Here is a 21,872-nt window from a genome sequence, read left to right as displayed (position 1 = left end):
CGAGTAGTACTAATAACCCGTTAGCTTATGTACAAGCCTCCCCGCTAAGGCGGGGAGCGAAACTTTCTTACCTTCGAGTAACCTCAGGTAACTTTTTAAACGATTTATCTCAGTATGTTAAGATATTTGCAACGAAGTTGCAGTGAATAGTAACAAGTAAAAAGTTATTAGTCAAAAGCTAATTACTTATCACTAAAAGCTAATCACTTAAAACTTAAGGTGGTTATTGCGTCGGGGCTCACCTCTTCCCATTCCGAACAGAGAAGTTAAGCCCGACTGCGCAGATGGTACTGCAGTTATGTGGGAGAGTATGTCGCCGCCTTTCTTTTGAAAACCCTTCATCTATCGATGAGGGGTTTTTTGTTACCAATATAACGTCCCGATGGGACGAAAATAAGAAATCCTAACTTGTAACGGTTAGGATTTCTTGTTTTTACTATTAAAAAAACGGCATTTCTGAATCATACATCAATGCCGTTTAATTTGTTTGCGAACTAGTTAACTAATCCTATTTTAATTTAGGAATTCTGAATGGTTGTAGTTCTAAATCTAAATGATTTATAAAAGATTAATTAATACTAAAAAAAACTTTATCAATCGTTGAATCATTAATAAAAGATATTATTGATAAATTATTTAACAAATAATTATCTTTCATTAGAGCTTTATTTTCCTTTGGATTGATTGCATTTAGATATTCATCATGGCTTTCATATTTAACTTTTTCAAATTCTAAATTTTTAATCTCTGAATAAGATTTGGCGTAATAATAAAATTTATTTTCGCCTTTTATTGCAATTGTTATTTCAAAATAAAATTTATTCTTTGAAAATGGAATGTCAGTCTCAAAATCATCATTTTTATTAAACCCACAATCATAATTTTCATAAACAATAATATCATCCTTTTTATAATCTGAAATTATTTTGTTAAATTCCTCAAAGAATGCAACTCTACTATTTAAGATAAAATCAATTTCTTTTTTAACTTTTAAATTCTCAATTAAAAAAACATTATTTTTATTTAAATGGCTATATATAGAGGCATTCCAATCTAATATTGAAATTTTACTATCTGAACAATTCGTAAAAATTGAAAAAAATAGAATCAGTAAAAATTTATCCCTTTTTTGCATCTTTTAATCTTATTTGTTTTCCATCACTACCTTTAACTCTAATAAATCTTCCGCCTTGTCCGTAAATATTAGATGATTTCTTCTCTGTTACTCTTTTAAATGAAAACTTTCCAACAGTTGTTTTACTCTTGGCGTAATCTTTTTTATTTGACGTGTTATAGTTACCTCTCGAATCTTGACCTGCCAATTTCTTCCCGAAAGTTTTTACAGAATTATCTTTACTAGTACCATAATGTGTTCTAGGTTTCATTCCTACTTCTTTTCTGTATTCATTTTCAATTTCTGTAGCAGGAACTTCTTCACCTAAATATCTAGTTGAATTGCCTTCATCGTCATTCAAATAACCATCTTCTCCTTCATCAGAATTAAAATGACCTAATTCATGAATCAAAGTAGTCGATGCAGTATTTTCTACTTCTTCACCATTCTCGGTATGAGATTCATTTGCTTTATCAAAATTAAACGCTAAGGCTTCATATCCTTTATCTTTATTAAATGAATTTATGTTATTAGCCCTTGAATCATCTGATGGGTCATAAATATATAATGTGTTTTTAGAATTTATAGCTTTATATACTTGTGTTGCACCTGAATTTGTTTTTGATAAATTCTTTAATTCATTTAAGACTTTTTGTCTGTATTCTGGACTACCTATTATAACAATATCCCTACCATCTGGGTCAATAGCAATAGTTGGCATATTTGCTACATAAACATAAGAAGATAAAGAAAAATATTTTTCCGCTAATGGGTCAATATTCATCCATCTACCTAAAGCTGGGTCGTAATTTCTTGCTCCGTAATCGTACATGTTAAGCCCTAGCTCGTCTTGGTATTCTTTACCGTTGTATTTATACTTGTAAAATAAACATCATTTCAATACGAAAATAATAAAAATATCAATTGTAAAACTATCATTGTTGTTATGATTTACTTATTTTATTTTAAATAGAACGGAATGATCATGGGTATAATCAATTTCAGATATAAAAAAATCCGACTCTTGTGAAGTCGGATTTCTATTTATTTAAGGTTTTAATTATTTCACTAAACCTCTAGAAATTACAATTCTTTGAATTTCTGAAGTTCCTTCGTAAATCTGTGTGATTTTAGAATCACGCATCATTCTTTCTACGTGGTATTCACTTACGTAACCATTTCCACCGTGAATTTGAACAGCTTCATTTGCTACTTCTAAAGCAATTTCAGAAGCATATAACTTAGCCATAGCACCAGAATGTGCTATATCTTCACCATTATCTTTTTCAGTTGCTGCTTTGTGAATTAACAATCTAGCACATGTAATTTTTACATGCATATCGGCTAATTTGAATGCAATTGCTTGATGATTAAAAATTGGTTTTCCAAAAGCTACACGCTCTTGTGAATATTTTAATGCTAATTCATAAGCTCCTTGCGCAATACCTAAAGCTTGAGATGCAATTCCAATTCTTCCTCCGTTTAATGTTGACATCGCGAAAGCAAAACCAAATCCGTCTGCACCAATTCTGTTTTCTTTAGGAACTTTTACATCATTAAATAATAAGGTATGTGTGTCAGAACCACGGATTCCCATTTTCTTTTCTTTTGGACCTACTTCAAAACCTGGCATTCCTTTTTCTACAATAAGAACGTTAATTCCTTTGTGTCCTTTTGAAGCGTCAGTTTGTGCAATTACTAGATAAGTAGAAGCTGTTCCACCATTTGTAATCCAGTTTTTTGTCCCGTTTACTAAATAATGGTCGCCCATGTCAATAGCAGTAGTTCTTTGCGAAGTTGCATCTGAACCTGCTTCTGGCTCTGATAAACAGAAAGCTCCAATTTTTTCTCCTTTAGCAAGTGGAGTTAAATATTTTACTTTTTGCTCTTCTGAACCGTATTTTTCTAAACCAGCACAAACTAGTGAGTTGTTTACCGACATGATTACCGCTGCAGAAGCATCCACTTTTGCAATTTCTTCCATAGCTAAAACATAAGACAAACTGTCTAATCCAGCTCCTCCGTATTTTGGATCAACCATCATTCCTAAGAACCCAAGTTCTCCCATCATTTTCACTTGTTCTGTTGGGAATTTTGAATGTTCATCTCTTTCAATAACTCCAGGTAATAATTCTGTTTGAGCAAAATCTCTAGCAGCTTGCTGAATCATCAAATGCTCTTCGGTTAATTTAAAATCCATATTATTTAGATGTAATGTTTGATTATTTTGTAATTTCAGGAACCAAATGTAAAGATTAATTACCAAATTTTCAATAACAATTTGTAATTTTAACCCATGTTTAAAGAAAACTACAACGTTATCGGAGTTATGTCGGGCACATCGTTAGATGGAGTCGATTTGGCTTATATAAAATTCAATCATTCAGAGAATTGGACGTTTGAAATTTTTCAATCCGAAACTTTTTCGTACTCGGAAGAATGGCTTAACAAATTGAAAAACGCGATTCATTTTAGTTCATCAGAATTAGAAGAATTAAATGTTGCCTACACAAAACTTTTAGCTTCTATAATTTCCGATTTTATTTCCAAGCATAATCTTACCGAAATTGACGCAGTTTGTAGTCATGGGCACACAATATTGCACCAACCTCAGAACGGATTTACACTTCAAATTGGAAATCTTCCCATGATTCGTGATTTAGTTAATCAAACAATTGTTTGCGATTTTAGGGTTCAAGATGTACAATTGGGAGGTCAAGGCGCTCCATTGGTTCCAATTGGAGATGAATTGCTTTTTTCTCAATATGATTATTGTTTGAATTTAGGCGGATTTTCGAATGTTTCCTTTAATGAAAATGGTAATCGTATTGCTTTTGATATTTCGCCCGTAAATACCGTTTTGAATTTTTATGCGAATGAATTGGGTTTTCCATATGATGATGCTGGAAATTTGGCGAGATCAGGAAATATCAATCAAGATTTATTGAAGCAATTGAATGGTTTGGATTTTTATAAAGCACCTTATCCAAAATCACTCGGCATGGAATTCGTAAATGCTGAAATTTTTCCTTTGATTAACTCGTATTCAATTGATGTAAAAGATAAGCTTAGAACTTTTGTTGAACATATTGCTGTTCAAATTTCGAAAATATGTTCAAAACCAAATGCAAAATTATTTGTCACAGGAGGAGGTGCTTATAATCGATTTTTGATTGAAAGATTGCATAATTTTTTACCTACAACAGAAGTGGTAATTCCAGATGATAAAACGATTCAGTTTAAAGAAGCATTAATTTTTGGATTTTTAGGCGTATTGCGATTACTAAATGAAATTAATGTATTGTCTTCAGTGACAGGTGCTAGTAAAAACCATTCCTCTGGAGTAGTCTTTATGTAAATGTTATAAAAAACTAAAAAATAGCGTTTAGGCTTTAGTCCTTAAACAGATTATGTATATTTGTAAAACGAATAAAATTTAACCAACACAATGAAAGATTTATTAAAGAAATTTGAAAACAAAGAACCAGAAATAGTATTTAATTGGAAAGACCCTGAAACAGATGCAGAAGGATGGACAGTGATCAACTCGTTAAGAGGCGGTGCTGCAGGTGGCGGAACTCGTATGCGTAAGGGATTAGATATGAATGAAGTACTTTCATTGGCGAAAACTATGGAAGTTAAGTTTTCAGTTTCGGGACCAGCGATTGGTGGTGCTAAATCAGGGATCAATTTTGATCCAAACGATCCAAGAAAAAAAGGTGTTTTAGAAAGATGGTATAAAGCGGTTTCTCCATTATTAAAAAATTATTACGGAACTGGTGGTGATTTAAATGTAGATGAAATTCATGAAGTTATTCCAATGACTGAAGATTGTGGTGTTTGGCATCCACAAGAAGGTGTTTTTAATGGTCACTTTAAGCCAACAGAAGCCGATAAAATCAATAGAATTGGACAATTACGTCAAGGAGTTATAAAAGTGATTGAAAATCCAAATTTCTCTCCAGATGTTAATAGAAAATATACGGTTGCCGATATGATTACCGGTTACGGAGTGGCAGAAGCAGTTCGTCATTATTATACTATTTATGGTGGTGATGTTAAAGGGAAGAAAGCAATCGTTCAAGGTTTTGGAAATGTAGGTTCAGCAGCGGCTTTTTATTTAGCGCAAATGGGAGCAAAAGTTGTTGGTATTATTGATAGAGATGGTGGTGTTATCAACGAAAACGGATTCTCATTTGAAGAAATTACAACATTATTCTTAAACAAAGACGGAAATAAATTAGTAGCTGATAACATGATTCCGTTTGCTGAAATCAACGAGAAGATTTGGTCAATGGGTGCTCAAGTATTTGCTCCATGTGCGGCTTCAAGATTGGTTACTAAGGAACAAGTTGATAGCATGATTGCTTCTGGTTTAGAAGTGATTTCAAGTGGTGCGAATGTTCCGTTTGCGGATAAAGAAATTTTCTTTGGTCCAATTATGGAAGAAACCGATAAAAAAGTAAGTTTAATTCCTGACTTCATCGCAAATTGTGGAATGGCTAGAGTTTTTGCTTATTTCATGGAGAAAAAAGTACAAATGACAGATGAAGCTATTTTCTCTGATACTTCAAATACAATAAAAAATGCAATTCAAAAAGCACATGCTTTAAATGCTGATAAAAAGAATATCAGCGCAACTGCTTTTGAAATTGCTTTGAAACAACTAGTTTAAATTTTTAAATCATGGAAGCAATATTAATACTTCTATTCATTATTGGATATTTGTCAATAACCCTGGAACATCCTTTAAAATTAGATAAAACTGTTCCAGCATTATTAATGGCTTCCTTAATGTGGGCTTTATTAGCTGTAGGATTTCACAAAGGGTGGTTTTCTGTAGTTGATGGACACGGGGCTATTTTTAATATTAATTCTAGAGATGTTCATCAGCAAGAATATGGTTTTGAAGGTTTACTTTTGCATCATGTTGGTAAAGTAGCCGAAATTTTGATTTTCTTAATTGGAGCTATGACCATTGTTGAGTTAATCGATTTACACAGAGGTTTTGACGTATTGAAAGATATGGTTAAAACTAAAAGTAAAATAAGACTTTTGTGGATTACAGGTATAGTAGGTTTTATATTGTCTGCTGTTATTGATAATCTTACAGCAACCATTGTGTTGATTTCATTATTGAGAAAATTAATTCAAAATAGGGAAGAACGTATATGGTATGCCTCGTTAATTGTTATTGCTACAAATGCAGGAGGAGCTTGGTCTCCAATTGGAGATGTTACAACAACTATGTTGTGGATTGCTAAAAAAGTTTCCGCAGGTGGTTTATCAGAATATATTATTATTCCTGCAATTGTTTGTTTTGTAGTTCCTTATGCATTAGCTTCAAGAATGAAAATTTTTAAAGGAGAAATTGTAGTTGATGAAAAAAACCATGAAGACCGCGAACGTTTGCTAAGTAGTAAAACCATGCTTTGGTTAGGATTAGGTGCAATTGTTTTTGTTCCAGTTTTTAAAACGTTAACTCACTTGCCTCCTTATGTGGGAATGATGCTTAGTTTAGCAGTTGTTTGGATGGTTTCTGAGTACATTCATCCAGAAGATAATTTTGATAAATCGAGAAAGCATTTATATTCTGCTAATAAAGCCTTGTCACGTATTGAAATTTCAAGTATTTTATTTTTCTTAGGAATTTTAATGGCGGTAGCTGCTCTTGAGAGCTTGGTTTTTGGATCAATTAACGGACAAGAAGTGGGTACTTTACGTTATGCTGCTGAGAGTATTTCAAATGCAATTCCAAGCATGGATATAGTAGTTATACTTTTAGGGGTTTTATCTGCTGTTATCGATAATGTGCCTTTAGTAGCGGCTTCTATGGGAATGTATACTTATGAGATGGATCATTCTATCTGGCATTTTATTGCATATTCTGCAGGAACTGGAGGAAGTATGTTAATTATTGGTTCTGCAGCTGGTGTTGCTGCAATGGGTATGGAAAAAATCGATTTCATTTGGTATTTAAAAAAAATAACATGGTTAGCTTTTGCTGGTTTTATGGCAGGAGCATTAACTTTTTTATTTATTGAACATTTTATTAGATAACAATAATTAATTTTAATCTACGTTTTAATTACAAATTAAGTATACAGTATGAGTTTATTTCTTCAAGCCGATAGTTTAGCGGTTGCTAGTCAAGTAGTAGCAGACGAACAAGTAACAGAAAAAACATTATCAATCTGGAGTTTGCTTACCAGTGGAGGTATTGGTGGTCAAATTATTATGATTGTTTTATTTCTTCAACTTTTCTTTGCGTTGTTTTTGTATTTCGAACGTTTGATGGCAATTAATAAAGCGTCAAAAATCGATGCTAGTTTTATGAATAATATCAAAATGAATATTATGTCAGGTAAGCTAGATGCTGCAAAAATGTTATGCGCGCAAACCAATTCGCCTGTGGCGCGATTAATTGAAAAAGGAATATCTCGTATTGGAAAACCTTTAGAAGACATCAATACAGCAATTGAAAATGCAGGTAACTTAGAGTTATATAAATTAGAGAAAAATACAAGTATGTTGGCTACCATTTCAGGAGCTGGACCAATGGTTGGTTTCCTTGGTACTGTTGTTGGTATGATTCTTGCTTTCCATGAAATGGCAAGTGGTGGTGGACAAATTGAAGTGGGTGTTTTAGCGGAAGGTATTTACACAGCTATGACCACTACAGTTGTTGGATTAGTTGTTGGTATTATTGCTTATGTTGGTTATAACCATTTAGTTGTAAAAACGAATAAAGTAGTAAACCAAATGGAAGCCAATGCAGTTGATTTCTTAGATTTATTAAACGAGCCAGTATAATGAAGTTAGGTAAAACAAGAAATAAAGTTTCAACAGAATTCAATATGTCGTCAATGACCGACATAGTGTTCTTGTTACTTATCTTTTTCATGCTAACTTCTACTATGGTAACTACAAATGCATTAGATATCGTTTTGCCGAAAGCTAAAGGGAAAACAGATAGTAATAAAAGTACATCGGTTAGTATTGATAAGGATTTGAACTTTTTTATAGATAAAGACAAAGTGAACGAAGCCGATTTAGAAAAACAATTATTGGCTTTGTTTGCTAATTCTGAAAATAAGGCTATCGTGTTGCGTGCCGAAAAATCGGTTCCACATGAAAAAGTGGTTAAGGTTATGGAAATTGCCTATCGTAATCAAATAAAAATGGTTATTGCGGTTAATCCTAAATAGTTAAATCATGAAATTTTTAGAAACACCAGAGGAAAAAAAATCATTCACAATAACTTCGGTTATTTTTGTGATACTCTTTCTGTTGTTTACTATTTTTGGATTAACCTATATGGATCCTCCGCCTGAAAATGGAATCGCTGTTAACTTTGGAACTAGCGATACGGGTAGTGGTGAAATACAACCAACAGAACCCGTGCAAATGTCGCCCGATCAAGCGCAGTCAGAACCTGTTCCGGCAGAAGAAGATGATGTGTTAACGCAAGATGAAGAAGCTCCAATAACGCTACCTAAAAAAGAAGTAAAAAAACCAGTTGTTAAGCCTTCTGAAAATAAGCCTGTGGTAAAACCTACAGAAACTAAACCTGTAAAGCCAAGTAATAGTGCATTAAATAGTATTTTGAAAGGGCCAAAACAAGACGGTACATCACAATCAGGACATGGAGATGATGATTCTGGTGGTGATAAAGGTAATCCAAATGGAAGTTTATATGCTAATAGTTTTTACGGTAATGGTTCTGGTGATGGAATTGGAACTGGAAAAGGAACAGGTTGGGGATTAGCTGGAAGAAAATTATCAGGTAATAGTAAAAGAGTTCAAGATTGTAATGAATCTGGAAAAGTGGTGGTTAAAATTTGGGTAAACCGCCAAGGAAATGTTATTAAAGCAGAACGTTCTCAAGGAACAACTAATACTAATCCTTGTTTAGTAAATCCAGCATTGGAAACTGCTAAAACTTTTAAATGGCAACCTGATGCCAATGCACCCGAAACCCAAATTGGTTTTGTGGTTGTGAATTTCCAAGTAGGAGAATAATTTCTTTATTATCCAATTCAAAATGACTTACAAAGAAACTACAGATTGGATGTTTAGCCAGTTACCCATGTTTCAAATGCAAGGTGCTTCAGCTTATAAAAAAGATTTGACCAATACTTTGTTATTGGTAGAACGTTTACAACATCCCGAGACTAAATTCAAATCGATTCACGTAGCTGGAACCAACGGGAAAGGGTCAACGTCATCTATGATTGCTTCAATTTTAAAAGAAGCAGGATATAAAGTGGGTTTGTACACTTCGCCACATTTAAAAGATTTTCGCGAACGAATCCGCATCAATGGTGAAATGATTTCCGAAGATTTTGTGGTTGATTTTATTTCGGAAAATAAATCGTTTTTTGAGGCCAATCAGTTGAGTTTTTTCGAAATGACGGTTGGTTTAGCCTTTGATTATTTTGCTAAAGAACAAGTTGATGTAGCTGTTATCGAAGTTGGAATGGGAGGGAGACTAGATTCTACAAATGTGATTTCACCTTTGGTTTCAGTAATTACGAATATTGGTTTTGATCATACGCAGTTTTTAGGAGATACATTGCCGAAAATTGCTGCTGAAAAAGCTGGAATTATTAAATCGAATATTCCAGTAGTAATTGGTGAATATTCGGAAGAAACAAAGCTTGTTTTTACTGCTAAAGCGAAATTAGAAAACGCACCTATATATTTTGCTCAAGATAATCCAGAAGTTACTTTCGAATGCGCTTTATTAGGAGATTATCAAGTTCATAACAAGAAAACGGTGCTTCAAGCTATTGAATTATTGCAATCACAATTTGATATCGATGAGAAACATATTAAGTTAGGATTGAAAAATGTAATTCAAAATACAGGATTACTCGGTAGATGGCAAATTTTAAAACAAAAGCCTTTTACTGTTTGTGATACGGCTCACAATAGTCACGGATTAAAAATAGTATTGAATCAAATTCAAAAGCATTCTTTTGAAACGCTTCATATAGTTTTAGGTGTGGTAAATGATAAGGATTTAGATTCAATTTTACCATTATTTCCAAAAAGTGCGAAATATTATTTCTGTAAACCTAATGTTCCTCGCGGATTAGATGCTGAAATTTTAAAACAAAAAGCAATTGATTTTAGTTTGTTTGGAAGAGTATTTAATTCGGTATCAGAAGCTTATGATGAAGCTATTAATTCAGCGAAAGATTCTGATTTTATTTACATAGGCGGAAGTACTTTTGTAGTGGCAGAAATTGTGTAATTTTTTTTCAAAAACACTTGCATATACAAATAATCCTTGTATATTTGCACTCGCAATACGGTAATAGTAAAGCAATTTATTAGGGCGATTAGCTCAGCTGGTTCAGAGCACCTCGTTTACACCGAGGGGGTCGGGGGTTCGAACCCCTCATCGCCCACCAAATTTAAATCCCACAGAAATGTGGGATTTTTTTATGTCTTTATTTTTTTAAATAAAATAAGCTGCCTATAATGAGCAGCTCATAAATTTAATAAAGATTATATTGGATTTCTACTCTTTTATAAAACGTTTTGTTCCTACTGATTTTCCATCTGTAACCTCAATGATATAAATAGCAGGCATAAGTGTTCCAACATTAACTGAGTTGTTTTCAATGTACCCACTAGCTACTTGTTGTCCCATTTGATTAAAGATTCGGTATGAAGTTGTATCTTCTAATTCTGTGAAATTAACAGTATCGCCTTTAACTGGGTTTGGATATAATTTAAAATCTAGTTTTGTTACTTCTTCTTTGGTGTTTTCAACAACAGTTACTTCTTGTGAATTTCTTGTAATAGCTGCTGATGTTATGTTGATGGTATAATCTTCAACTTCTCCTGCAGAGAATGTTTCACATGGAGTTGGTAATACATTATATTTCATAGAAACTCTCATTCTAGTAGAACCTGTAAGTGCATCTGTAGGAATAGTTAAACTTCCACTAACTGATGATGTTTTTGATTTTGATTTAGTAAATACTAATTCTGTTGATTCAAAGGTTCCATTTTTATTAAAATCAATCCATACATTATAAGATTCAGCTCTTGAGGCACCAATCCATATTGGAGTAATCGTAATTTTTGATGTAGAGCCTAGAGCTAAATCGGTAGACATAGTAGTGTAGTTGCCATATCCATTGTTATTTCCAGAGGTGTTATTGATTGTGCCAACAATAACATTGTTGATATATTCTCTTGATGTTCCACCTGTTGAATTACAAAATGTAGGAGTAGTTACTAAACTTGTTATTGAAGAAGTTGTTATCGTAACGATATTACTAGCAGCAGATACATTACCAGTTACATCTTTTGCTTTTACATAGAAGTTATAAGTTGTTGAAGCAGTTAAACCTGTTATTGTAATCGATGTGTTAATTGTACTGGTTCTGTATACACCATTTTGATAGATATCATAACTTGAAACTCCTACATTATCAGTAGCAATAGTCCAAGATAAGTTTGTACTTGATGTTGTGGTGCCTGAAGCTGAAAGTGTTGAAGTTGACGGAGCAGTTATATCTGCCGGTGTTAGTGTTGTTATATTTACAGTATTACTAGCAGTTGAAACATTTCCGGCCGCATCTTTTGCTTTTACATAGAAGTCATATGCTGTGGAAGCATTTAAACCAGTTACAGATAGCGTAGTAGCATTTGTAGTAGTTTTTAACGTACCATTTTGGTATACATCATAACCTGTAATACCAATATTGTCTGTTGCAGAGGTCCAAGATAGATTTGTGCTAGTAGTTGTTGTTCCGGAAGCAGAAAGTATTGAAACTGTTGGAGCAGTAGTGTCAGTATTGACGTTGCCAGTAATAGTAAAGTTAGCATTGTTCACATCAAAGAAAATGTGGTTGGTTCCTTTCACCATTATTCGGTTAGTAGTTCCTGGAATATTTGGTATTACAATATTTTGAGTTCCATCATTTGGAGTTCCAGCAACTAAAACTGTTGGGAAGGTTTGTCCTCCATCTGTAGATAGTAAAATATCTACAAAGGCACAATTTACTCCATTTGCATCAGTACCTGCAACCGACCAATTAATTGTTTGAGTAGTTCCAACTACATATGTCATAGTTGTGTTTTGTGAATCTACTGTAAATGGGCCAGCTACATCATTAACAGTAATAATCATGTCATCTGAATTATTTGCTCCACCTCCAATTCTATTATCTCTTACTGTTAAGCGAAAATTTAAAGTACGAGCAACTCCAGGTAATTCTTCAACAGGAATTTGTGCTCCTGAAGTAGTTGTTAATCCTGCTAAAATAGTACTCATGTTAGGAAAATATCGTATTGGCGATGTTGACGGTGCATAGGATCTAAATAGAGGTCCTGTTGTTGCACTTGCGCTGGGTACAGATGTTGTAGCGGTTCCTAAATCCATTTCTTCCCAGCTATATGTTAATAAGTCGTTAGTGTTTTCATCAGTTGCAGAACCAATTAACATAAAAGGAGTTCTTTTAGGTATAGTATAATCCATTCCAGAATTCACAACAGGAACAGCATTTCCAGTTGAAATTACTATTGGACAGGTTTTTGTTTTAATATTATCAGTTACTTGTTGAATACTAATTGCATGAAAATAAGCATCTTTATTGTTTTGAACATTTTTACTTGTACCTCCAGCATAACTCATAATAGTAGAGCCACTTCCTGGTTCTAATTGTGCAATTGTTCCTTCGTTTACATGTGTAAAAGTGTGATTTGCACCTAATTGATGTGCCATCTCATGGGCAACTATATCGATAGTATAAAAGTCTGAATCTGGTCTGTAGGTTGCTGAATTTGATCTTGAGTAACCTCGTCCTTTTGAGGTGTCATTACAAACACATCCTCTACAACCAGCATCTCCACTGCCTACAGTTCCTAGGCCAAATAAATGTCCGATATCATAATTTGAAGCTCCAATAACAGTTGTTAAATTATTTTGGTTTTCTGTTCCCCAATTTGGATAGTTTGCTGGGTCTGAAAATGGATCTGTTGCTGTGTTTGTATAGATTATAGCATCATTATTAGCAATTAGTATCAATTTAACTCCGAAGTCTTTTTCAAAAACTCCATTAATTCTTGTCATAGAGTTATTCATTGCAGCTAATGCTCCTGCTTTAGTTCCTCCAAAGTAGTTAGCATATTCTCCAGTACAAGATAGAGCTAATCTAAAAGTTCTAAGTTTGGCATCATCAGCTCCTCTTAAATTATAATCTGTATTGCTTGGTTGAATTGCATCAATAGTCTCATCAATTACTCCGCATTCAAATTTTCCAAATCCTTTTTTCTTATCAGATTTTTTATAAACAGAGTAAGTAGTAAGATCACTTGATATAGGTTCAATAAAAACAGCAGATTGATCCGGATATAATATCATTGAATTGAATCCTAAAGGGGAAAAGCTAAAATAGGCACGAGCATTTGGGTTTTCAATACCAACAGCTAAATAAGATTTAATTTCAGGATATTTTGCCGCTAATTCTGGTACCATTATGGCATTTTCATAAACATAAAAATTTTCAAGTTGTCCTTCTCCGTTTGGTAATGTGATAATTAACTTAGATGCAGTATTAATATTTTCTCTCTTAGTAGAAGTACTTAACAATTTTTTCATTGTAGGTACATCTAATTCGAATACATTTTTTTGAGGTAAGTCTGTTTTTGTGATTTGTTTAGAACTTTCATTTGAATTACTTTTTTTCCACAAATTATTTTTGTTTTGTGCTATTCCGAAAGTAATTGTAAAAAGTAGAGCGGTAGAAATTAGTTTTTTCATTGTCATTGTCATTTTGTTAACCGCTTCAAAACTAAGTATTTAAAAATACATCATCGACGAAATTAACAATAAAATCGATGAAATACATTGTTTTTTAAAAGTTTGTAAGATATAAGCTAAAATTTCTGATATGTTTTTTAAGAAAAAAGTAACTATTTGATAATCAATTGATTTTTTATAAAGACACTAATTATTTTCTCTTTTGATTAAAAACAAAAAAACAGGATAAAAGTAACTCAAGTTATTTTTTTTAAATTTCTTTTTACAAATAAAAAGTACTTAAACGTTTTTTTTAATCGTTATATCTTATAATCTTAATTTTGATAAAAATATTGCCTTTTATGTTAGGTTTAAAAAATGTAAGTAATTGATAATTAATGTTTTGTTAAATAGTTAAAGTTTTAAAAACTCTCTTGATTGGGTTGGAATATTGATGGTAAATAAGTTAACTTTGACAAAACAAATCTGAATTATGTTTGTTTAAATGCGATAATGCTAGATTAGATTTAATGAATTAAATATTCTTTAATTTTTCTAATCAGTTTATGGGACGGTTCTATTGATTGTGTGATTGCAAATCGCAATTTTTCCCTTACAATAATCAATTAACAGTTTTCTTTTCTTTTATATTTAATTCTTTTTTAAAATTTCAATTCATGATTGGAAAGTTTTCATCTTTTTTTGATGCTCCTTCTATCTGAACTTACTAATGATATGGCACTAAAACCGTATTATTATGAAAAAATTTATTCTATTTTATCGTGAGAATACCCAATCGTTTGTTTGCTTGTGGCAAAAATTAACAAGGGTGTTTAAAGATTGGTCTTCCTATTTACAGGAAGTTGAATTTAATAAAAATTGGGTCTGTCGTTTTACAATTTTATTCCTAGTGTTAGGTCAGGTTTCTTTTTATGGACAGTCAAACACAAATAATTCTCAGTGGGGTAAAAATGGACCCGCTTCAGCGCCTGAAAGTCCAGTTAATTGGGCTAATGGTAATGCTCAAGGAACAAATTCTCATTTTACAGAAGGAGAATCTATTCCTACTCGTATCGAATTAGCTGGGTTAACTCCTAATGTTCCCGCATCTGTTACATTTGATATTAATATTATTCAAGGTACAGATGGTCAACATGCTTTTGATTTCTTTACTGGACCTAATCGTATTGAAGAAATTGTCAATCCACTAGACGGTTTAACAGGTTATAATCCAACAAAGTCAACTTACGTATTTCCTATACCTAATGCTGGAAATACAGGTGGAGTTCCTGCTAGTTATTATAATGAGACAGCACTTAAAATGGCTTGTCAACAGAATGCTGATGCAGCTTTTCCTGATAAAAATTCTCTTTGGATTTATAATGGTACGATTTCTAATATTACCTATGTTTGGGGAAATGAGAATGCTAGTAGTACTCAGAAAACCTATTGTACAGTTACATTTACACCTACTTCAACAAAAGCTTTGTTAGTATTGGGATGTCATATTGCTGCTGAATTAACTGTTTCTTGCGAAGGTTGGGGTGTTGGAAATGGAGCATCAACAATTAGTGGTTCTCCTTACCATTTTCATATCCAAAACATATGTTCTCCACTTAGTAATTGTGTAACATTAGGAAGTCAGGATCAACAAATGGCTTCTAGTTCTGTAATTGTTCCACCAACTTGTTCAATTACACCTTTATCTGCTTCAGTATGTTCTGGTGATACAGCTACTTTCACAGCAACAGGAATTAACGGTTCCGGAGGTGCACCATATACTTTTGTCTGGACAGGTCCAAATGGATTTACCGCCACAACGGCTTCAATAACGGTTGGTGTAGCAGGAACTTATTCGGTTGTAGTGAAAGATAAAAATGGTGTTCCAACTGAGAATCCTTGTTCGGTGAATTTGGTAGTTAATAATAACCCATCGCCATCTGTTGATGATGAACAAGCATGTGTAGGCGCTACTGCTACTTTTGCTACTGCATCTGTTCCAGGTTATACTTATCAATGGTATTTAAACAATGTTTTGATATCCGGAGCGACAAACAATAGTTATACTACTCCAATTCTTACTTCAGCTGATAATGGTGGCGTTTATAAAGTAATTGTTATAGATGGTAGTCATAATACAGCATGTGATGGAGAAGATGCAGGTATTTTAACCGTTAATGCATTACCAATAGTTGCTGCCAATGATGTATCTGTTTGTGCTGGATTTACCGTGCAATTAACAGCTTCACCAGCTGGAGGAACATGGAGTGGCAATCATGTAAGAGCTTCAGGATTATTTGATGCCTCAGGATTAGCTGCTGGTTCTTATAATGTAACCTATACTTATTCAGATGCAAATCAATGTAGTAATAGCGATGTTGCAGTTGTTACCGTAAATGGATTACCAATAGTTGCTGCCAATGATGCATCTGTTTGTACAGGATTTACTGTGCAATTAACAGCTTCACCAGCAGGAGGAACATGGAGTGGCGATCACGTAAGTGCTTCAGGATTATTTGATGCCTCAGGATTAGTTGCGGGTTCTTATAATGTGACATATACTTATTCAGATGCAAATCAATGTAGTAATAGCGATGTTGCAGTTGTCACCGTAAATGCATTACCAATAGTTGTTGCCAATGATGCATCTGTTTGTACAGGATTTACTGTGCAATTAACAGCTTCACCAGCGGGAGGAACATGGAGCGGCGATCACGTAAGTGCTTCAGGATTATTTGATGCCTCAGGATTAGTTGCTGGTTCTTATAATGTAACCTATACTTATTCCGATGCAAATCAATGTAGTAATAGTGATGTTGCAGTTGTTACCGTTAATGCATTACCGATAGTTGCCGCCAATGATACATCTGTTTGTACAGGATTTACTGTGCAATTAACAGCTTCACCAGCGGGAGGAACATGGAGTGGGGATCACGTAAGTGCTTCAGGATTATTTGATGCCTCAGGATTAGTTGCAGGTTCTTATAATGTAACCTATACTTATTCCGATGCAAATCAATGTAGTAATAGCGATGTTGCAGTTATTACTGTAAATGCATTACCAATAGTTGTTGCCAATGATGCATCTATTTGTACAGGATTTACTGAGCAATTAACAGCTTCACCAGCAGGAGGAACATGGAGTGGCGATCACGTAAGTGCTTCAGGATTATTTGATGCCTCAGGATTAGCTGCTGGTCCTTATAATGTAACTTATACATATTCCGATGCAAATCAATGTAGCAATAGTGATGTTGCAGTTATTACTGTAAATGGATTGCCAATAGTTGCTGCCAATGATGCATCTGTTTGTACTGGATTTACCGTGCAATTAACAGCTTCACCAGCGGGAGGAACATGGAGTGGCGATCACGTAAGTGCTTCAGGATTATTTGATGCCTCAGGATTAGCTGCTGGTTCTTATAATGTAACCTATACTTATTCAGACGCAAATCAATGTACCAATAGTGATGTTGCAGTTGTTACCGTAAATGGATTACCAATAGTTGCTGCCAATGACGCATCTGTTTGTACAGGATTTACTGTGCAATTAACAGCTTCACCAGCAGGAGGAACATGGAGTGGCGATCACGTAAGTGCTTCAGGATTATTTGATGCCTCAGGATTAGCTGCTGGTCCTTATAATGTAACTTATACATATTCCGATGCAAATCAATGTAGCAATAGTGATGTTGCAGTTATTACTGTAAATGCATTACCAATAGTTGTTGCCAATGACGCATCTGTTTGTACAGGATTTACCGTTCAATTAACAGCTTTACCAGCAGGAGGAACATGGAGCGGCGATCACGTAAGTGCTTCAGGATTATTTAATGCTTCAGGATTAACTGCGGGTTCGTATAATGTGACTTACACATATTCAGATGCAAATCAATGTAGTAATAGCGATGTTGCAGTTGTTACCGTTAATGCATTACCAATAGTTGCTGCCAATGACGCATCTGTTTGTACAGGATTTACCGTGCAATTAACAGCTTCACCAGCAGGAGGAACATGGAGTGGCGATCACGTAAGTGCTTCAGGATTGTTTGATGCCTCAGGATTAGTTGCAGGTTCTTATAATGTAACCTATACTTATTCCGATTCAAATCAATGTAGTAATAGTGATGTTGCAGTTGTTACCGTTAATGCATTACCGATAGTTGCCGCCAATGATACATCTGTTTGTACAGGATTTACTGTGCAATTAACAGCTTCACCAGCGGGAGGAACATGGAGTGGGGATCACGTAAGTGCTTCAGGATTATTTGATGCCTCAGGATTAGTTGCTGGTTCTTATAATGTAACCTATACTTATTCCGATGCAAATCAATGTAGTAATAGTGATGTTGCAGTTGTTACCGTTAATGCATTACCGATAGTTGTCGCCAATGATACATCTGTTTGTTCAGGATTTACTGTGCAATTAACAGCTTCACCAGCGGGAGGAACATGGAGTGGGGATCACGTAAGTGCTTCAGGATTATTTGATGCCTCAGGATTAGTTGCTGGTTCTTATAATGTAACCTATACATATTCCGATGCAAATCAATGTAGCAATAGTGATGTTGCAGTTGTTACCGTAAATGGATTGCCAATTGTTAATGCCAATGATGCATCTGTTTGTACAGGATTTACTGTGCAATTAACAGCTTCACCAGCGGGAGGAACATGGAGTGGCGATCACGTAAGTGCTTCAGGATTATTTGACTCCGAAGGTCTTGCACCAGGAACTTATAATGTAACTTACACATATAACGATGGGAATGAATGTACTAATAGTGATGGGGCAGTTGTAATTATAAATGCACTTCCAGTGCTTGAATGTCCTGATGATTCAATGGATAATCAAGTTCAATGTGGTGTTTCGGTTGCCTTAGCTCAATCTACTACAAATTCTAATTTTGATGCTTGGTTTAATTCTTTTGCAACATTAAATTCAGATCCTGATTTTGAAGTTATTAATGTAACCTACGTTTATACTCCACTGAATGCGGAACCAACTGAAGGTCATGCACCATTAAATCCTACACTTGGAGTAGCTGATGTTGTGGAGACATCTGTCCTTGTTACATGGACAGTTCAAGATGAAAACGGATGTTCTTCTTCTTGTTCAGCATCATTTAGGTTGTCGTATAATTGTAATTTGACTTGTGAGGCTTCTGTTACTCCTGTTCTTTGTAGTGGGGATAATTCGGGATCAATAAGAGTGATTTCAGGGGGTTCAACTCCTCCTTATACTTTGGTTATTTCTGGCGCAAATCTTCAAGAACCAATTGTTAAGGTATTTCAAGGTGATTTCGATGATACAACATCCAACTTGTTAGCAGGTACCTATGAATATTTGGTAACAGACGCTGTTGGAATTACTTGTAATACAGGCTCTCCACTTGAAATTATTCAACCTAATGCATTATCATTGTCATTAGAAATGAGACCAGAAAATTGTTCAGGTTCTGCAACTGGTAGTATTCAAGCTGTATTTTCAGGAGGTACACCTCCTTACTTTGTGAGTATTGATGGTGGAGTTGCTACAGAGCAGTCTTCTCCCTATACTTTTTTGGGTCTAAGTTCTGGTAGTCATTCTATTAGTATTGTTGATGCTAATGATTGTGAAATTTTAGATGAAATTAATGTGGAACTTATCCCATGTGATAATGATTACTGTACTTATACTCAAGGATTCTATGGTAATTATGCGGGACTTGGTTGTACGCAAGATTTAGGAGTCGTTAATTCTCAAATAATGATGAGAAAAGCGTTAGAGTTAGTTGGAGGTAGTTATAATTTTGGAAGTGTAACAACTGGAAATTTCTTTACTCTTAAACTAAGCGATGTTATTGGAATTGCAAACCCTAGAGATAACAATATTTATAAAATGTTACCAGGAGGTGGTAGTCCAAGAAAATTAATTGGTTTTGCAACATACGATATGTATTCAACTTGGTCTGATAATGATCCTCTTACTTCTAAAGGTTCGAGAAAAGGTTCAATTAATAATAACTTATTGAGTCAAACCATGACACTATTCTTTAATATTCAAGTGGATGGTGATTTAGGAGGTTTAGAGTTAGAAGCTACTTTTGCAACAGCGAAAACTATTGAATGTGGATCGAATATTCCTAACATGGAAACAGTTCAAGTATTTAGTATTCCGCAAAATGTTATTAATTATTTGAATTCAAATGGTGGTGCCACAGTTGGAAACTTGTTTGTCTTAGCGAATAAAGCTTTAGGAGGAGAAAATATTGGTGTACTTTCTCATTCCAATATTAATGCTGCGGTAGATGCTATTAATAGAGGTTATGATGAATGTAGAGTTGGAGTTCCAATACCTGAAGAAACAGATATTGCTGTTTCAGGTGATTTGGGAGATTTAAATATTACTGCTTATCCCAATCCTTTTAAAGAGTACATAACTTTAAATTATCAATTTGATTATGATTCGAGTGTGACTATTCAAATTTATGATATTAAAGGAACATTATTATATCAATTTGAAGATAAAGATGTTTACTTTGGAAAAGAATTAAAAATAGATCTTAATTTCAATCACTCAGGTGGAGAATTGTATATTCTGAAATTGATGACTACGAAAGAAGTTGTAACTCATAAAATAGTTTCTGGAAATCAATAGTTTAAATTTAAAAAAAGTGCTATCAATTTATTGATAGCACTTTTTCTTTATATTAATTCTAAAGTTTTTTCAAGAGCCATTCCTCTTGATCCCTTTATTAAGATTAAACTTTCTTCTGGTTGGGTTGCATTTAAAAACTTAGCAAATTGTTCAAAATTTTCAAAGAATTTAATGTGAGTATTTTGAATTTGATTAGCATAAAAATCTTTTCCAATGAAGTAGGTTGCTATATCGGTTTCAGGAATTAATAAATTTATTATTTTTTCATGTTCATCAAGACTTTCTTCCCCTAACTCGAACATGTCGCCAAGAATGGCAATTTTCTTCTTTTTTTCTAATTGAATAAAATTAGTAATTGCAGCTGACATACTACTTGGATTAGCATTGTAAGCATCTAAAATTATTTCATTTCCATTTTTTTGTATTAATTGAGAGCGGTTGTTTTCTGGAATGTAGTTTTCAATTGCTTCTTTAATTAATTCATCAGAAACTTTGAAATAATTTCCTATTGTAATAGCAGCATTGATGTTGTTTGCGTTGTAAATTCCAATGAGATGAGATTCAATAGTTTGATTGTTAAACATAATTCTAACCATTGGATTCGCTTCAATACTCGAAATTTTCACATCTGCTGTTAAGTCATTTAAGGAATAACTAAATCTTTTAATATTAGTTGATTTTTCTTTTTGTATCGAATCATCTAAATTTACAAAAACTATCTTGTTATTGTCTCTAAGGTAATCATACATTTCACTTTTACCTTTAATTACTCCTTCAACTCCACCAAAGCCTTCTAAATGTGCCTTTCCAAAATTTGTTATATAACCATAATCTGGTTGTGCAATTTTACATAAGAATTCAATTTCTTTCTGGTGATTGGCTCCCATTTCCACAATCCCAATTTCAGTTTCTTTGGTAAATCGTAATAAGGTAAGAGGAACACCTATATGGTTATTTAAATTACCAATTGTAGCAAGAGTATTGTATTTTTTAGAAAGAACTGCATGGATTAATTCCTTTGTAGTGGTTTTGCCATTACTTCCTGTTAAAGCTATGATTGGTAATCCTAAAAAAGTTCTATGATATTTAGCCAACTCTTGTAAGCCAACTAGTGAATCTTTTACTAGTAAAGTACGATTGTCAATTAGATAAGTTGGATTGTCAATTACCACATATTTTGCTCCTTTTTCTAATGCTTCTTTAGCAAAAGTGTTGGCATCAAAATTATCGCCTTTTAATGCAACGAATAAAGAGTTTTTTTCAATTTTACGCGTATCTGTTGAAACACTCGAACACTCTAAAAATAAAGAATGCAAATTTGCAATTGTGGTCATATAAGTTTTATTAAATTGAAACGA

The 21,872-nt window shown here is 33.6% G+C and carries 12 protein-coding genes, 1 tRNA gene, 1 rRNA gene and 1 pseudogene; 10 read left to right on the top strand and 5 right to left on the bottom strand.

Annotation, left to right across the window (positions count from 1 at the left end; genetic code table 11):
* Positions 1-215: 215 nt before the first annotated feature.
* A 5S ribosomal RNA gene (gene rrf, locus IM755_RS07570) occupies positions 216-325 on the top strand.
* Positions 326-568: 243 nt separating this feature from the next.
* On the opposite strand, the gene IM755_RS07565 is transcribed toward rrf, so the two are convergent.
* From IM755_RS07565 to IM755_RS07555, 3 genes and pseudogenes are all read right to left on the bottom strand, one after another.
* Positions 569-1,135, bottom strand: a complete 567-nt coding sequence (locus IM755_RS07565; protein WP_194095362.1) for a hypothetical protein — start codon at positions 1,133-1,135, stop codon at positions 569-571.
* Positions 1,119-1,982 (bottom strand): annotated as a pseudogene (locus tag IM755_RS12880) (RHS repeat-associated core domain-containing protein); the annotation flags it as partial. The gene IM755_RS07565 and the pseudogene IM755_RS12880, both read right to left, overlap by 17 nt.
* Positions 1,983-2,174: 192 nt before the next feature.
* Complete coding sequence (locus tag IM755_RS07555; RefSeq protein WP_194095360.1) at positions 2,175-3,314, bottom strand: acyl-CoA dehydrogenase; 1,140 nt, start codon at positions 3,312-3,314, stop codon at positions 2,175-2,177.
* A gap of 96 nt (positions 3,315-3,410) precedes the next feature.
* Between IM755_RS07555 and IM755_RS07550 the strand changes: the two genes are divergently transcribed.
* The 8 genes from IM755_RS07550 to IM755_RS07515 all read left to right on the top strand — a co-directional run bounded on the left by IM755_RS07550 (position 3,411) and on the right by IM755_RS07515 (position 10,533).
* Positions 3,411-4,472: an anhydro-N-acetylmuramic acid kinase gene (locus IM755_RS07550; protein WP_194095358.1), complete on the top strand. Its 1,062-nt coding sequence runs from the start codon at positions 3,411-3,413 to the stop codon at positions 4,470-4,472.
* A gap of 90 nt (positions 4,473-4,562) precedes the next feature.
* A complete protein-coding gene (locus IM755_RS07545) occupies positions 4,563-5,789 on the top strand; it encodes a Glu/Leu/Phe/Val dehydrogenase dimerization domain-containing protein (protein ID WP_194095356.1) in 1,227 nt (408 codons plus the stop codon).
* 11 nt (positions 5,790-5,800) lie between these two features.
* The gene (gene nhaD / locus IM755_RS07540) at positions 5,801-7,174 is read left to right on the top strand and encodes a sodium:proton antiporter NhaD (RefSeq protein WP_194095353.1); all 1,374 of its coding nucleotides are present in this window, start codon (positions 5,801-5,803) and stop codon (positions 7,172-7,174) included.
* A 48-nt stretch (positions 7,175-7,222) separates the two neighbouring features.
* Positions 7,223-7,927: a MotA/TolQ/ExbB proton channel family protein gene (locus IM755_RS07535; RefSeq protein WP_026726421.1), complete on the top strand. Its 705-nt coding sequence runs from the start codon at positions 7,223-7,225 to the stop codon at positions 7,925-7,927.
* The gene (locus IM755_RS07530; protein ID WP_026726420.1) at positions 7,927-8,322 is read left to right on the top strand and encodes an ExbD/TolR family protein; all 396 of its coding nucleotides are present in this window, start codon (positions 7,927-7,929) and stop codon (positions 8,320-8,322) included. The genes IM755_RS07535 and IM755_RS07530 overlap by 1 nt, the downstream gene beginning before the upstream one ends.
* A 7-nt stretch (positions 8,323-8,329) precedes the next feature.
* On the top strand, positions 8,330-9,136 hold the full coding sequence (locus tag IM755_RS07525) for an energy transducer TonB (RefSeq protein ID WP_194095342.1): 807 nt from the start codon (positions 8,330-8,332) through the stop codon (positions 9,134-9,136).
* 22 nt (positions 9,137-9,158) lie between these two features.
* Positions 9,159-10,373 (top strand): bifunctional folylpolyglutamate synthase/dihydrofolate synthase, encoded by a 1,215-nt coding sequence (locus IM755_RS07520; RefSeq protein ID WP_194095340.1) that lies wholly within the window; start codon positions 9,159-9,161, stop codon positions 10,371-10,373.
* 82 nt (positions 10,374-10,455) lie between these two features.
* Positions 10,456-10,533: transfer RNA gene (locus tag IM755_RS07515), tRNA-Val, on the top strand.
* Positions 10,534-10,643: 110 nt separating this feature from the next.
* Here the strand turns inward: IM755_RS07515 and IM755_RS07510 are convergent.
* A complete protein-coding gene (locus tag IM755_RS07510; RefSeq protein ID WP_194095338.1) occupies positions 10,644-13,898 on the bottom strand; it encodes a reprolysin-like metallopeptidase in 3,255 nt (1,084 codons plus the stop codon).
* Positions 13,899-14,634: 736 nt separating this feature from the next.
* Here IM755_RS07510 and IM755_RS07505 point away from each other — a divergent pair.
* Positions 14,635-20,514, top strand: coding sequence for a T9SS type A sorting domain-containing protein (locus IM755_RS07505; RefSeq protein WP_194095336.1), 5,880 nt, complete (start codon positions 14,635-14,637; stop codon positions 20,512-20,514).
* Positions 20,515-20,561: 47 nt separating this feature from the next.
* Here IM755_RS07505 and IM755_RS07500 read toward each other — a convergent pair whose 3' ends face one another.
* Positions 20,562-21,848: a UDP-N-acetylmuramoyl-tripeptide--D-alanyl-D-alanine ligase gene (locus IM755_RS07500; protein WP_194095334.1), complete on the bottom strand. Its 1,287-nt coding sequence runs from the start codon at positions 21,846-21,848 to the stop codon at positions 20,562-20,564.
* Positions 21,849-21,872 lie beyond the last annotated feature (24 nt).

The sequence above is a fragment of the Flavobacterium proteolyticum genome, from assembly GCF_015223105.1.
Lineage (GTDB): Bacteria > Bacteroidota > Bacteroidia > Flavobacteriales > Flavobacteriaceae > Flavobacterium > Flavobacterium proteolyticum.
This window is presented reverse-complemented; position numbering and strand designations above follow the sequence as displayed.

Excerpts from the sequence above, each read along its gene's own strand:
- IM755_RS07535 (WP_026726421.1), top strand. The coding sequence starts at position 7,223 with ATGAGTTTATTTCTTCAAGCCGATAGTTTAGCGGTTGCTAGTCAAGTA.
- IM755_RS07505 (WP_194095336.1), top strand. The coding sequence starts at position 14,635 with ATGAAAAAATTTATTCTATTTTATCGTGAGAATACCCAATCGTTTGTT.
- IM755_RS07525 (WP_194095342.1), top strand. The coding sequence starts at position 8,330 with ATGAAATTTTTAGAAACACCAGAGGAAAAAAAATCATTCACAATAACT.
- IM755_RS07545 (WP_194095356.1), top strand. The coding sequence starts at position 4,563 with ATGAAAGATTTATTAAAGAAATTTGAAAACAAAGAACCAGAAATAGTA.
- nhaD (WP_194095353.1), top strand. The coding sequence starts at position 5,801 with ATGGAAGCAATATTAATACTTCTATTCATTATTGGATATTTGTCAATA.
- IM755_RS07530 (WP_026726420.1), top strand. The coding sequence starts at position 7,927 with ATGAAGTTAGGTAAAACAAGAAATAAAGTTTCAACAGAATTCAATATG.
- IM755_RS07510 (WP_194095338.1), bottom strand. The coding sequence starts at position 13,898 with ATGAAAAAACTAATTTCTACCGCTCTACTTTTTACAATTACTTTCGGA.
- IM755_RS07520 (WP_194095340.1), top strand. The coding sequence starts at position 9,159 with ATGACTTACAAAGAAACTACAGATTGGATGTTTAGCCAGTTACCCATG.
- IM755_RS07565 (WP_194095362.1), bottom strand. The coding sequence starts at position 1,135 with ATGCAAAAAAGGGATAAATTTTTACTGATTCTATTTTTTTCAATTTTT.
- IM755_RS07500 (WP_194095334.1), bottom strand. The coding sequence starts at position 21,848 with ATGACCACAATTGCAAATTTGCATTCTTTATTTTTAGAGTGTTCGAGT.
- IM755_RS07550 (WP_194095358.1), top strand. The coding sequence starts at position 3,411 with ATGTTTAAAGAAAACTACAACGTTATCGGAGTTATGTCGGGCACATCG.
- IM755_RS07555 (WP_194095360.1), bottom strand. The coding sequence starts at position 3,314 with ATGGATTTTAAATTAACCGAAGAGCATTTGATGATTCAGCAAGCTGCT.